The following is a 14497-nucleotide window of genomic DNA, read 5'->3' as shown; positions in this document are numbered from 1 at the left end:
TGAAAGGGCCGATACGTGATGTACCGGCTCTTTCTTATTTTCCCCATGTTAAAAACTCAACCTCAATCCCAATCCACCGGTTTCGGGAACAACCATACTCAATTCATACGAAGTGGTCTGTTGCATACGCCCGCTTCTCATATTATTATAAAGAGCGGCAGCATTCTTCATTTGCTTTCGGGCATGCGATACCAATATAGCTCCACCGACAACAGCTCCGGCTCCTATTATTGTTGGGATAGCGATCGCCCCAGAAGCACTTTCAGTAGACAAAGAAATAACCCCACTGCATACCGCCACAGAACCAAAACCAATAGCTACCCATGCCCATGCATTCTGTTTTCTTACTTTGCTATATATATCATATAGAGGTACAATCCGAATGGCTTTTATCTCTTCTTTCGTCAGTTTTTGCGCTCCCCTATACAGACTTAAACCTTTTGCCTGTATCTCTTCACCCGAAAGAATATTCGAATCTGTTCCCGAAAAAGAATTGGAGGAATTATTCCCAGCCGTAGCAGCTTCCATACTTTGCGTTGGCAAAGCCATCTGAACAGGTTCCTCTGTTGGCGATTCCGACATGACTGCCAATCCCTGTTTCACCGCCATACCGGCTTCCAACGGGGAAAGAGATGGTTCACTCAATCGAGTCCGGGTATAATCGCTACCGGCTTCCACAACTTCGAGCGATGCAACCTGCTCCCCTTCTCTGAGGATATGTTTGCCGGTCACCGGGTGAACAAAATAGCTATCTTTGGAATAGACCTCCAACTTACTATTCGGCCATATTTCCTCCTCCGTCAAATCGATATACACATCTGTACCGTCTATCGCAACGATATGACCCACGTTAGCCGAGGAATCCACAGCCATTTCGATACGTTTCAACGGCATGCCCACCTGTATGGACTCCAATGTCTGTGACGGAACAGATTTGGCAGTCGAATAATCTCCGAAAACATCTTTCACTATTAACGAAGAAATTCGTTTACTCTCTTTCCTTATCCGTTTCTTGGTAACCGGATGCACGAAATAACCGGGTTTGGAACAGACCTCCAATATATCCCCCTTTGCAATTTTTCCTTCTGCCAAATCGATATATACGTCATCTCCCTCTACCGCAATCACATAACCGTCTGCCGATGTTTGTGCTTGTGTCGTCCATGCGACCGCCATACACAACGACAAAAACAATCCACACTTATTTCTCTTTCTCATATCTGTTTTATTTATGCTGTAAATATTTTTCAAAATGTCAATCGCACACCCAAGCCTCCGGTAGCAGGAGCGACCAAACTCAAACGGCAGGCATAGTCGCTCTGCTTACTCATAGTATTATAGTCTCGGGCTATTTTTTTTATGCTTATAGCAGATGCAATCTCCAAACCTGCGCCTATCAACATAATACCGCCACCAATCGGACTCACTATATAAAAAAATTCACCATACTCATCAAAAATTCCACTACCAGCACCAATAGCCCCCAACACTATCAAACCCCAGCCCCAATTACTCATCGACTTCGCAGATTTATAGCGAAAATACAAGTTAGAGTGGTCGGCAAACAACATACGGGCATCGTCTTTGGAAATCTTCTCCGTTCCCATATATAAACTAAAACCTCTGGCTTTCATCTCATCGCCATAATTTCCGAATCCGCTGGCGCTACCCATTACCCGGCTCTTGGCATCTCCATTGAAATATTGGTTCAGGTTACGACCTATCCCGATGAACGCTTTCTGTATCGCCTGACCGGTAACCGTCTGTTTGAAACCATCGGCGCCGCCGTTCAACTGCGCGCCGCCCAATGCGCCGTATTCCATCGACAACTGCGACTTTCCTTTCGCTTTCCCCGTCCCGCTACTCATAAACAAAACCTCGCCGGTCTGCAAATCGACAACCCGGGCGGTAATACTTACCGAAGCTGTCAAGGTCGCCACCTCCACATTCGACATGTATTGTGCTCCGAGATTTTTTCCGAAACCGGCCTGAAAAGCCCCCATAATCGACGCCAAAGGAATACCCGTTCTCACATTGACCACATCGGGCTTCTGCATGGTCACCTGAACTACATATTGAGCCCCGGCTATTTTCCCCCGCTGTATCGCGGTATTGGGATCTATGTAACTCCCGGTCAAATCGGTCTCGTCCATTTGCATTCCCATCACCGTACGATCGAGTAGCCGAACCTTGTCGCAAAACATCAATTGCTCCATCAACAAATCGGACACATACGTTCCGAAATACCCCACACCGACCACATCGTTCACCTGTGCCGGAGCCACAAATACCGAGACCTTTTCGTCTGTCGTCCTGACTGGATCGACCGATAAAACAGAAGGGCGATTCTCCTTAGCAGCCGGGGGCCCATATACATCGCTCGACGATTCCGAATGACTCGACTGGGACATCGCATTACATTGAACGGACATTCCCACTTCTACCTTCGACAGACTTTGTGCTGGAACGGCCTTTGCCAGAGAATAGTCGGTATACACTTTTACGACTTCGAGCGAAGCAACTTGCGACGGTTCTCTCTTTAATCGTTTCTTAGTAACCGGGTGAATGAAATAGCCCTCTTTTGAATAAACGGCCACCTTATCTCCCGGCTTTACTTTCCCGGCCGCTAAATCGATATAAACTTTTTCGCCTTCGACAGAAATTACATACCCGGCCGCTTCGTTCTGCGCTTGTATCGTACCGCCTGCTGCCATCGAAAAAACGAGAAATACGATACAGATAATACATTTTATCTTCATACCTGCTACATCGTCCTGTCCCCCTTCGAACGAATTTAAAATAAAAAAGCGTAGGGAACATTCTGCTTATTTTCACGGAGGTATCGCCAAACACCCATTCACGAAATAAACAGCCCACCCCACGCCTTGCCGGTATAACCTCACCCCTTGCTGGGGTGGTATAGGCAAGCATGAGCGTTTTGTGACTGCTCTATCCTTCGTGAATTGAAAATTGGCGATTTTCCATGAAAGGATAAGCAAAAACGCTTTTATCAAAAAAAGGTTATCGAACAAAGCCACAGCTCACATTCGACACCGCAAATGTAGTGCAAACCAGAGACAAATGCAAGTTATGTTTGCGATTTGTTAAAAAAGTCCCCAAACTCATACACACTATAATATATAGTTTTATTGCATTATTTTAAATAAAATATTTTAGAATTAGAATCTATTAAATATATTTGCAATTATATTATTAATGGAATTTCCGAAAACCATCAAAAGAGTAGGAAAAACAAAACAAGCAATGTTATGAAGAAAATTTTCTTAGTGGCAGCTATGGCAGCCGTAGTACTGACTAGTGTAAACGCACAAAACAAGTACAAACCCGAAAACATGAGTTTCTCGACAGAATTGAACTATTCGCCCGGCGGAGCTACTACTGACGGACAATTTTCATTACCCGACTACGGCGCCAAAGTTCGTTTGCATTTAAACGAAAAAATGGCTGTTCGCTTGAAACTGGGATTAAACACATCTACCGATAAAGATGTCACCTATTACGAAAGCCCGACAGACCAAAAAGAGTACGAAAGAAACAGCAAAGAATCTATCACTACATTTTCGATTATGCCCGGTTTTGAGTATCACTTCACCAAATACGAAAGAATCTCTCCATATGTTGGCGGTGAAATTGGCCTATTGACTTCTACCGCTAAAACAAAAACCGACAACACCGAAAACGACGATAAAACAGAGACCAAACGTCCCGGTCTGGGATTTGGCGTAAATGTATTTACCGGTGTAGATGTTTATCTGTGCAAAGGCCTGTATTTAGGATTCGAACTCGGATTGGGTTACGACTCTATGAACTACAAAAGAGGAACTACCACAACTGTCTCAGGGTCGACGACCACCAAAACAGACGGTACTACTTCTAATTTACAAAGCAGATTCGGATTCCATGCGACTCCGTCGTTACGCGTCGGCTGGAATTTCTAATATACGAAATGAGTTAACCCCTCCGTTACTACGTGCCACCTCCTCTATATTTTGTTTGACAACAAAACACAGAGGAGGAGGGTGAGATGTATCCCCCCTTCTCCTCTGCCGTGTCCCGTAGCATTACGGGGTGCTGCGAATGGTATAGGGGAGACACCGAAGAAACGATAGTTTCTGAGGAGAGGGGTTAGAAATATAAAAAGACCCCCCTCTGATTTCCCATCATACACGAGGCATATCTTTCTGATATGCCTCGTCCTTTTTTTGAGGACTAAATGCAAACCTCAAATAACAACGACCTTTTATACTTATCCGCAAGTTATTCCCTGAATATCGATTATAATCATGAAATTTTATAGCCTTTATTTGGCAGGAGAAAGATTTTTAGTACTTTTACATACCGAAAAAAAGAACCTAATTACAAAAAAATTATGATATATAAATTCAGAATTGTTTCAGACGAAGTCGACAATTTCAAACGGGAAATATGCATCGATTCCGATGCTTCTTTTCTCGAACTGCACGATGCCATACTCGATTCTGTCGGCTTTTCTAAGGATCAAATGACCTCATTCTTCATTTGTGACGACGATTGGGAGAAAAAAACAGAAATTACCCTGATGGACATGGGGAAAGATTCTGACGAAGATACGTGGATCATGGCGTCTACAAAACTAAGCGACCTCATCGAAGACGAAGGCCAACGATTAGTTTTTGTATTCGATTACATGACCGACCGCATGTTTTTTATGGAATTGAAAGAGATCGAACCGGGAAAAGATTTAGAGACCCCGGTCTGCACACGTAAGGAAGGCAATCCTCCCCAACAAACGATGGATTTCGAAGAACTAGAAAAAAAGAATGTCGCGAATAATTCTTCCGACTTCGATGAAACCTTTTACGGAGATGAAACCTTCGATCCCTCGGAACTCGACGAAGAAGGATTTGCCGATCTGAATATGGACGACGAATACAACAATATGTAACAAAAAACGACAATTCAATAAAAACGAGGAGAATACGAATACCGTATTCTCCTCGTTTTTTATTCTACAATCGTAACGGTGACACGACGAGCTCCTCCGCCGTTACGGAACTCACACAAATAGATACCCTGCCACGTACCCAAATCAAGGGCTCGGCCTCTTATCGGAATAGTCAAAGAAGCTCCCAGTAAAGATGCTTTGATATGTGCCGACATATCGTCGTCTCCTTCGTATATATGTTTAAAATAAGGAGCTCCATCGGGCACGATTCGGTCGAAGAAGGCTTCAAAGTCCAAACGGACGTCGGGATCGGCATTCTCATTGATTGTCAATGCAGCCGAAGTATGCTTGATAAAAAGGTTCAGCAAGCCGTTTTCCGGCAACTGAGGGAGACGAGACAAAAGCTCTTGGGTTATCAAATGATAACCTCTCCCATAATGCGGTAATCTTATCTCCATTATCTTAACCATCGCTTCATAATTTAATTATTCTACAAATATAATCGACTCCGTGGAAAATCAGCAGGGAATTTATAAGCCACTATCGAAGATATATTTTAAACCTCCTCCTCTGTGTTTTGTTGTCAAACAAAATATAGGGGAGGTGTCCGTAGGACGGAGGGGTTAAACACTTATGACGAATAGATTAAACTCTACAAAATCCTATGACAGCATTCCCGACTTCTCATCGAAGTGACTGAAACGTGGTTATAGACAAAAAATTCATCGTTGAAATTCAGGACTCCCTCACAGATTTTCTACTGAACCATATAATCATATTCCGGCAATAAAACAATCCACACTGAAACTTGTTATATCCATATAAATAAAAATACCCCACATAACAAAGCCTAATTTAATTTTAAAACTATATGGATATAATCATTCATTTTTTCCGCAGCTATCCCGAGATGGCGATTTTTCTCACTCTGGGTATCGGTTTCTGGATAGGAAGTCTCAAATACAAAAACTTCTCTTTGGGAACCGTCACTTCGGTTTTATTAGTAGGTGTATTGGTAGGACAAATGAACATCGATATTCCCGGGCCACTCAAATCGGTATTTTTCCTGCTATTCCTATTTGCTATCGGATATAGCGTAGGTCCTCAATTTTTCCAATCCTTACGCAGCGACGGAATCCATCAAGTTATATTCGCTTGTATATTTGGCATTGTCTGTATAGGCTCTACCTACTTAATTGCCAAAATCATGGGTTATAATGCAGGTATGACCATAGGTCTGTTTGCCGGAGCACAAACCATATCGGCAGCCATCGGAGTTGGAACAGACACCATCGGTACTCTTGGAATTTCAGCAGAAAAACAACAAGAATGGTTGAATATCATACCGGTTTGCTATGCCGTCACTTACATTTTCGGAACCATAGGCTCGGCTTACATCTTAGGTACACTCGGTCCTCGGTTACTCGGTGGACTCGAAAAAGTAAAAAACGATACCCGGGCACTTGAAAAAGAACTGAAACAAGACAACGAAGAAAACGATCCGGCACTCATGAATGCCAACCGGCCGGTTGTATTCAGGGCCTACAAAATAGAATCGGACTGGTTCAAAACTCCACAAACGGTAAAAGAAATAGAAAAACATATTAAGGAGATGGGAAGAAGAGTCTTCGTCGAACGTGTCCGAATCGATGGAGAAGTCCTCGACATAACCCCAAAAACAGTTCTTAAACAAGGTGATGAAGTGGTTTTAAGCGGAAGACGGGAAACCATCATAGAAGACGAAAGCTGGATAGGGCCAGAAATTTTCGATCCAGAACTATTGGATTTCCCCGTGGAAGATATTTTCGTACTACTTACCAACAAAGAACTTCATAAAAAAACAGTTCGTCATCTCCGTTCGTTACCCTGTATGCACGGAATCATTATCAAACAGATAAAGCGTTCGGGCGTAGAAATACCGGTCTATCCGAAAACTGTATTGTATAAAGGCGACACACTGGAAATCGTAGGACTAAAACGAGAAATAAGCGAAACAGCCCCCACCTTAGGATATGTCGACCGGCCTACCAATAAAACCGATATGATATTCGTAGGTCTCGGTATCCTCATCGGCGGTATCATCGGAGCTCTAACCATTCATTTAGGTGGTGTTCCTATCAGTTTGAGTACAAGTGGCGGAGCTCTACTCTCTGGATTATTCTTCGGTTGGTTACGCACCAAACACCCGACCTTCGGACGAGTTCCCGAACCAGCAGTTTGGATATTCAATAACTTAGGTTTGAATATGTTCATCGCTGTTATAGGAATAACCGCAGGTCCCACGTTCCTGTCCGGAATCCGTGAAGCTGGTTTCATGCTATTCATTGCCGGAGTTTTAGCCACTACAATACCGTTATTATTAGGATTGCTTATCGGTGCGAAAGTATTCAAATTCCGACCAGCTATAAATTTAGGCTGCTGCGCGGGAGCCCGTACCACAACTGCGGCGTTGGGAGCTATCCAAGAAAGTCTTGGAAGCACGTTACCGGCTATGGGATACACGGTAACTTATGCTATCGGTAATACTCTGCTCATTTTAGGGGGCGTCGTCTTAGTCCTTCTCTCTGCATAAACAAAAGACATATATATAAACAAATACTCGTAACAATTATGAAAAGTCAAGAAAAACTGCCTCGTGCCATGGCCGATTACGGCAAAAGATTCGAACAAGGACTGGAACAGATGAGTCCCTTCGAAATAAAAAACGATCTAATTTCCTATGCCAAAGAGTGCGACCAGAAAGCCGTCTGCCAATTCTTAAATGCAGGTCGGGGAAATCCTAATTGGATAAACACAGTCGCTAGGGAGGCTTTTTTCCTCTTAGGTACTTTTGCTATCGAAGAATCAAAACTCACATTTGAACTTCCCGAAGAAGGTATCGCCGGAATGCCTCAAAAAGAAGAAATAGCCAAACGGTTTGAAAATTTTCTCAAACATCACGAAAAAACACCGGCTGCACATTTGTTGAACGAAAGTGTTCAGTTTCTCACGAAAGAAGGCATAAATGCCGATGATTTGATTCATGAATGGGTCGATAGCATCATAGGCGACCAATATCCCGACCCGGACCGTATACTCAAATATACCGAATTGATCGTTGAAAAGTATTTAATACAAGAAATGTGCGACCGACAAACACCTCCCGACCACTACGATCTTTTCGCGACAGAAGGTGGAACCGCTGCTATGTGCTATCTTTTCAATTCGCTGAAAGCAAATAAACTGTTATCACAAGGTGACCGAATAGCTCTCATGACTCCTATCTTTACGCCTTATATCGAAATTCCCCAACTAAAAGAATTTAATTTCGACGTAGTCAATATACAAGCCTCGCAACTGACAAAAGAAGGCTTTCATACTTGGCAATATCCCGAAAATGAATTAAATAAACTAAAAGACCCTTCTATAAAACTGCTCTGTTTGGTCAACCCGAGCAATCCTCCCTCATACAGTTTAGATGAAGCGACCCACAAGAGAATAATAAAAATCGTACGGGAAAACAATCCCAACCTCATGATTATAACCGACGATGTATATGGTACATTCGTGCCCCATTTCCGTTCTCTTATGTATGAACTACCCTATAACACAGCTTGTGTATATTCTTTCTCAAAATATTTCGGGGCCACCGGTTGGAGATTAGCGACTATCGCTATTGCCCGACATAACGTATTCGATGCTCAAATAGCGCTTCTTCCCGAAAAACAACGAAAAGAACTACACGACAGATACGATAGTATCAACCTCAATCCCGACAAGATTTTATTTATCGATCGATTGGTCGCCGACAGTAGGTTGGTAGCACTTAACCACACGGCAGGGTTATCCACTCCTCAACAAATACAAATGTCACTCTTCGCTCTCTTCTCTCTTTGCGATATGCAAGACATATACAAAAACAAATTGCAAAAGATGATAACCAATAGACTGACAGCCATGTGGGAAAAGACCGGGTTCAAATTACTTCCCGATAGCTTGCGGGCCGGGTACTATTCCGAAATCGATATTATGGTATGGGCAACCCAATTATATGGAAAAGACTTTGCCGAGTATCTCGAAAAAAATTACGAACCACTCGACTTTGTCATTAGATTAGCCAAAGAAGCCGGTGTAGTCGTTCTGAACGGTGATGGATTCGATGGACCTCGATGGTCTATACGAGTATCGTTAGCAAATCTCGATGAAATGAATTACCGAAAAATCGGGACAATTATCGGGCATACATTGGAAGAATATGCCCAGAAATGGAAAAATGAAACGGCCAAAAAAGAACCCGTTATTTACTAATTAATTTAGATGCAAAAGCCGGAATTTAACCCACCAGCAAAAACGTTTCAGCCAGGAGGTTGATTCCGGCTTAAAATGAACAGTTACATCACAACTTTCTCGACTAAAAAACAGAATGTATGATGAAGAAACCAACGCCATGTGATATTCGAATTTCTCTATACCATATATATTACGCAACAAAATGGTACGAAACGGATTATCTTCACTCATCTGGCCGAATGTCATAGACACATCGTCGACGGTAATACCGTATGAATCGCCGCAAATAGATACAAATTCATCGATATTCAACTCGGAAAAATTTCGCGGAGGTTTTGAATATTTCTTATACAAAGCCCTTATTATATATTTAGAAATCATAGCACTATAAAAATATCTACCAAAGCTCTTTTAATCTACGGAATAAATATAAGCAGGAATAAGAATACACCCTAATTATCATTTAATTTTTTTCTATGAATTAATATGCACAAACAATCGTTTATAAATATTAACCTACAAACTGTGAATAAAAATAACTTTCTACATTACAAGTAATTATAAAAACATGTCGATTAGAATTTCTCATTTTTCCTATATTTGATTTACTCTTTCCCGAAGGCATTGTATATCATAACTTCCCGGTGATTGATACAAACGCAACCCAAACTCTGCTGTCACGGCTATGGTATGGTCGATCAAATCTGCTACAACGGCCTCATACATCTTCCATGTTTTCTCCGCAGAGAACAAGTAAAGTTCTACCGGAAGTCCTCGCTCCGCCATAGGCAGATAACGTACCATATAAAGCATATCGGGATTGGATTTTCCCATTTGACGTATATAGTTTTCCAAATAAACTCTGAACAACATACTATTCGTAACCCTAAGTTCCTCTGCCAAAAAAGAATTTCCAGAGTTACAAGCCTGTTGAATAGAGTGTAACCGCTGAACAACGAACTCACCGATCAAAAAATGATCCTTAAATCGAAGTAAATCCTCTTCACGGAGAAAAGAAATACTATTTATATCCAAAAGTATCTGCCGGGAGATACGACGCCCCCCTCCTTCAAACATACTTCGCCAATTGGTAAAAGAGCCTGTCACCAAAGCGTATGGCGGAATAGTGGTCGTCGTATTATCAAAATTCAAAACTTTTACTGTATTGAGAGTCACATCTTGTACGATACCGTTAGCATTATATGCCGGAGCCGTTATCCAATCTCCTTTATGTAACATATTATTTGCCGAAAGCTGTATTCCGGCTACAAACCCCAATATCGTATCCCTAAAAATCAGCATGAGAATCGCAGCAGATGCACCCAATCCGGCAAACAAACGAGCAGGAGACTGATCTATAATTGTTCCTATTATACTGATAAAACCAATTGAAAATAAGATAACCTGTATGGTCTGCACACCACCTTTTATGGGATAATGGCGTAAACTTTCCTTTCCATTAAAAATATCGAGAAATGCATTCAGCACACCATTCAAGAATCGAAGAATAAGAGCTATGATATAAACCTTGCATATACGATCGATAAGTATATACCAACTACTCTCTATATCAAACGCCGAAGGCAAAAATGCATATAGAATAAAAGCTGGAGCCAACGCAGCCAGCCTCGACACCACCTTCTTGTCATATAAATGATCGTCCCATTCAAATTTTGTACGGCGAATGATTGGAAGTAGCAATCTATTTATTAGCAACTTACAAAGCACATCGCACAAAATGGCTATCAAAACGATCAAGATTACATAAACCACATTATGCCATGCTTCCGTATTGGCAGAAAATAGATCGGCAACATCGTGCAATATCTTCTCTATTGATTCCAACATACCCATATCGTCATTCTGCAACTGGTTGAGACTCTATTTTCTTTTCTTTTTTCCCGAAAGAAAATCGATAACCTACCGTATAAGTAAATCCAAACGGGGAACTATCCGTTCCAAATCCCGGTATATACCACGGTTGAGAATAAGTATTCTTTTTATGGCTGAACATCAATCGATAACGAACAGTCCACCCCATATAAAAATTTTTATACACTTGCACCCGAAGCCCTCCCAACAACTCACCCCAATGAGCCCATGATTTCTGTCCGGTAATTTGTAGTTTTTCAGATTCTCCCCAATAAGGTGACTCTACTAAAATATTATCTATATCATACGTAAAAAAAGAAAAGCCATACCGAATACCGATATAGAAAAAACTCATTGCAGTTTTATTATATCCGAAATTGTAGTTCATTCCTACACGGTTATAAAGAGAAGCTTTATTCCTGTATGTAAAGTTCAATCCCTCGGGAGTATTATCGGCATGTCCAATCCCGATTTCCCATACTGGAAAAAAACGATTATGCAAATCCAATTCTGCCGCTATTTCATAATTGCCATAACTTTGTCCGAATAGATTTGCGATCCCATCAAGAATGTTGACATTTACGGAGAGACCATTAAACAAGGGATAAAGATACCCCTTTATTTCTGGCTCTTCCGGCTCCGCAACAACACTATCCGTTTGCACCGGTACAATTTCTTTTTTCGCTGTTGGATCGACAGGCGTTACCCGTCGTTGCGCAACCGACGCAAAGATTACCCCTAAAAACAATATGAAAATTTTACTCCTCATCTGGGGTCTGGGTTTGAACTGTATAAAAAATCCGTATACTCTCCACATTTTTATTCGTGATCTCCGGGACTGTCACAGAAACAGAGTCAAGTATATTACGTGTATACCGACACGTATCGATAACAAAATTATACATCGCCCCGCAATCAATCGACACGAAATAGGGATACGACCGATAAACAAATGTGAGCGTATCGTTATAACGAGGAGACGAAAGACCTTGCTGTTCGTAATGAATGACATATTGCGTCGAGTCTTGTGTAAACCGCAACGGAAGATAAACTTGTGTTACGGCAACCGCCGAATCGAGTAACATAGAATCGGTTGGCTGTCCTATACCGAAAATTGAAATGGAATCGACAGACAAAGCCGTCTCTTGTGCATCATAAGAATAAAATTGAGCCAAAGGAATACTACTACGATTATCCACACAACCGTTACTGCCACAGTTACTTAAAACTAAGCAACATACACATAAAAATAGAACTCCTTCGATAAAACTCAAAAGTCTTCCCATCTCACCACATCATTAAATGGTTTTCTTTTTCTCTCCGTCTCCACACCCTCGGCAGGATAGCCCAACGGCAAAAGAACCATAGGTTCCCATAAATCGGGCAAATTCAAAATCTTTTTACATCGCTGCACGTCAAAATTACAGACCCAACAAGAACCTAACCCTTGTTCGGCAGCAGCCAAAACTAAATGTTCGGTTGCTATCGCTATATCGACATCACAAAAATCCTTATTATCGGACAAACGCTTCCACGACGTACTATGGTCTCCGCAAACAACTATACACATCGGAGCCGATGCGAACCATTCACGTGGATAACAATCGTACAAAGCTTTTAGCTTTTCCGGGTCACGAACCACGACAAAAGCCCACGGTTGAAAATTCACAGCCGACGGAGCCAGTCTCGCCACCTCCAAAATATATTCGAGTTTAGCCCGCTCGACCTTCAAAGACTTAAAAGATCGCACCGAACCCCTAGCCTTCGCCAGTGTAAGCAAATCGGAACATTCGTTTCCTTTCAAACCGCTCATAAATTCAAGACTTACGTTAATTACTTAAATTCGGTTTCTATCTGATAATTATTTCTTTCACTCGAATTTCGAGAAATAAGTTCTCCCAAAAAACCGGCAAGAAACAATTGAGTACCCAAAATCATAGCTGTCAACGCCAAATAGAAATAAGGAGAATCGGTTACCAGCCGATACGGTAAACCATTATATAAACAATATAACTTATTCGCCCCCACAACAATGACAGAAATAAGTCCTAAAAAGAACATCAAACTACCCAACAGCCCGAAAAAATGCATAGGTTTTACCCCGAAACGAGAAAAAAACCATAGCGTAATTAAATCGAGATACCCGTTTACAAAACGATCCAATCCGAATTTTGTCTTACCGTATTTACGAGCCTGATGATGGACAGCCTTCTCCCCAATCTTATTATATCCGGCATTCTTAGCCAAGTAAGGAATATAACGATGCATATCGCCATAAACCTCTATATTTTTTATCACCTCTTTTTTATACGCTTTCAGCCCGCAATTAAAATCGTGCAGATTTTTTATGCCAGACACTTTACGAGCTGTCGCATTGAATAATTTAGTGGGTATAGTCTTGGATAACGGATCGTAACGCTTTTTCTTCCAGCCCGAAACGAGGTCATACCCTTCGACCGCAATCATACGATACAATTCGGGGATTTCATCGGGGCTGTCTTGCAAATCGGCATCCATAGTAATAACGACATCGCCTTCGGCTCTTTGAAATCCGGTATAAAGCGCCGGAGATTTGCCATAGTTCCGCCGGAATTTCACCCCCTTAACACGAGAATTTTTTTCTCGCAACGACTCAATCACTTGCCAAGAGTCATCGGTACTCCCATCGTTAATAAACCAAATTTCATACGAGAACTTGTTTTCCTCCATTACCCGCTCGATCCACGCAGTCAATTCAGGAAGTGACTCCGCCTCATTATATAAAGGGACTATTACCGAAATATCCATATTCCTATTTCTTTGTTTTACTTGACTTAAACCAAACAGAAACGAGCCATGCCATTACTGCCGACAATAAAGAACCGAAAAATACATTCACCCACATTTGTTGAATAACGACTGCCATAGGAGACGGAATATTCCCCTGTTCCAAACCGGTTTTTACAGCCTCCAACAATGAAGGGTCACTTGTCATATTTAATGATTCCAACAAAGTTACAGCAGCCGAAAGCTGAGATTTTATATATTCTGGATTGATATAAACATAATAAATATACTGTGCCAAACCACTGATAAGCGAGGCAAAAAAGAAAAGCAAAATACCCATCATCCACAATTGAGAGAAGTAGCTGCCTCCTTCATTTTGATTACTGAACCTACGCATCATGAAGAAAACTACCAACGGGACGAATAGCAACATTATAGTAGAAACGACATTACAAAAAGGATAATTCAAACTCAACACAGCAAATATAAATTTCACCACGAAATAGAGCCCCATATAGGCTCCCGCCTCCATAGCGAATTGAACGATTCCCTTTTGTGTATTATTCTTCTCCATCAAAATATCGTTTTCCAATGTACATATAGGCTACAAAGGTATCACTTTTGCGGCAATATTTATGTGGGAAA

14 protein-coding genes are annotated in these 14497 nt (G+C 41.6%); 4 read left to right on the top strand and 10 right to left on the bottom strand.

The window, feature by feature from the left end:
• Positions 1-48: 48 nt before the first annotated feature.
• On the bottom strand, positions 49-1218 hold the full coding sequence (locus tag HMPREF9448_RS05730; protein ID WP_008861653.1) for a hypothetical protein: 1170 nt from the start codon (positions 1216-1218) through the stop codon (positions 49-51).
• Positions 1219-1247: 29 nt separating this feature from the next.
• Positions 1248-2759 carry a CsgG/HfaB family protein gene (locus HMPREF9448_RS05725; RefSeq protein ID WP_083855847.1) on the bottom strand — a complete coding sequence of 504 codons (1512 nt, stop codon included), beginning with the start codon at positions 2757-2759 and terminating at the stop codon, positions 1248-1250.
• A 510-nt stretch (positions 2760-3269) separates the two neighbouring features.
• Between HMPREF9448_RS05725 and HMPREF9448_RS14150 the strand changes: the two genes are divergently transcribed.
• The gene (locus HMPREF9448_RS14150; RefSeq protein WP_008861651.1) at positions 3270-3959 is read left to right on the top strand and encodes an outer membrane beta-barrel protein; all 690 of its coding nucleotides are present in this window, start codon (positions 3270-3272) and stop codon (positions 3957-3959) included.
• 431 nt (positions 3960-4390) lie between these two features.
• On the top strand, positions 4391-4945 hold the full coding sequence (locus HMPREF9448_RS05715) for an IS1096 element passenger TnpR family protein (protein ID WP_008861650.1): 555 nt from the start codon (positions 4391-4393) through the stop codon (positions 4943-4945).
• A gap of 59 nt (positions 4946-5004) precedes the next feature.
• Here the strand turns inward: HMPREF9448_RS05715 and HMPREF9448_RS05710 are convergent, their stop codons facing one another.
• Positions 5005-5415 carry a secondary thiamine-phosphate synthase enzyme YjbQ gene (locus tag HMPREF9448_RS05710; RefSeq protein WP_008861649.1) on the bottom strand — a complete coding sequence of 137 codons (411 nt, stop codon included), beginning with the start codon at positions 5413-5415 and terminating at the stop codon, positions 5005-5007.
• A 401-nt stretch (positions 5416-5816) separates the two neighbouring features.
• Here HMPREF9448_RS05710 and aspT point away from each other — a divergent pair, with 401 nt between their 5' ends.
• Both aspT and HMPREF9448_RS05700 read left to right on the top strand, forming a co-directional pair.
• Positions 5817-7517, top strand: coding sequence for an aspartate-alanine antiporter (aspT, locus tag HMPREF9448_RS05705; RefSeq protein ID WP_008861648.1), 1701 nt, complete (start codon positions 5817-5819; stop codon positions 7515-7517).
• A 38-nt stretch (positions 7518-7555) separates the two neighbouring features.
• Positions 7556-9232 (top strand): bifunctional aspartate transaminase/aspartate 4-decarboxylase, encoded by a 1677-nt coding sequence (locus HMPREF9448_RS05700; RefSeq protein WP_008861647.1) that lies wholly within the window; start codon positions 7556-7558, stop codon positions 9230-9232.
• On the opposite strand, the gene HMPREF9448_RS05695 is transcribed toward HMPREF9448_RS05700, so the two are convergent.
• The 7 genes from HMPREF9448_RS05695 to HMPREF9448_RS05665 all read right to left on the bottom strand — a co-directional run bounded on the left by HMPREF9448_RS05695 (position 9233) and on the right by HMPREF9448_RS05665 (position 14426).
• The gene (locus HMPREF9448_RS05695) at positions 9233-9595 is read right to left on the bottom strand and encodes a hypothetical protein (protein ID WP_008861646.1); all 363 of its coding nucleotides are present in this window, start codon (positions 9593-9595) and stop codon (positions 9233-9235) included.
• 213 nt (positions 9596-9808) lie between these two features.
• Complete coding sequence (locus HMPREF9448_RS05690; protein WP_040296079.1) at positions 9809-11062, bottom strand: mechanosensitive ion channel family protein; 1254 nt, start codon at positions 11060-11062, stop codon at positions 9809-9811.
• 10 nt (positions 11063-11072) lie between these two features.
• On the bottom strand, positions 11073-11855 hold the full coding sequence (locus HMPREF9448_RS05685; RefSeq protein ID WP_008861644.1) for a DUF6048 family protein: 783 nt from the start codon (positions 11853-11855) through the stop codon (positions 11073-11075).
• Positions 11845-12372, bottom strand: a complete 528-nt coding sequence (locus HMPREF9448_RS05680) for a DUF6452 family protein (protein ID WP_008861643.1) — start codon at positions 12370-12372, stop codon at positions 11845-11847. The genes HMPREF9448_RS05685 and HMPREF9448_RS05680 overlap by 11 nt, the downstream gene beginning before the upstream one ends.
• Complete coding sequence (locus tag HMPREF9448_RS05675) at positions 12357-12899, bottom strand: nitroreductase family protein (RefSeq protein ID WP_008861642.1); 543 nt, start codon at positions 12897-12899, stop codon at positions 12357-12359. The genes HMPREF9448_RS05680 and HMPREF9448_RS05675 overlap by 16 nt, the downstream gene beginning before the upstream one ends.
• A gap of 20 nt (positions 12900-12919) precedes the next feature.
• Positions 12920-13873, bottom strand: coding sequence for a glycosyltransferase family 2 protein (locus tag HMPREF9448_RS05670; protein ID WP_008861641.1), 954 nt, complete (start codon positions 13871-13873; stop codon positions 12920-12922).
• A gap of 4 nt (positions 13874-13877) precedes the next feature.
• On the bottom strand, positions 13878-14426 hold the full coding sequence (locus tag HMPREF9448_RS05665) for a DUF4199 domain-containing protein (protein WP_008861640.1): 549 nt from the start codon (positions 14424-14426) through the stop codon (positions 13878-13880).
• Positions 14427-14497 lie beyond the last annotated feature (71 nt).

The sequence above is a fragment of the Barnesiella intestinihominis YIT 11860 genome, from assembly GCF_000296465.1.
GTDB classification, from domain to species: domain Bacteria; phylum Bacteroidota; class Bacteroidia; order Bacteroidales; family Barnesiellaceae; genus Barnesiella; species Barnesiella intestinihominis.
Note: the sequence above shows the minus strand (reverse complement) of the source record. Positions and strands in the feature narration are given on the sequence as shown.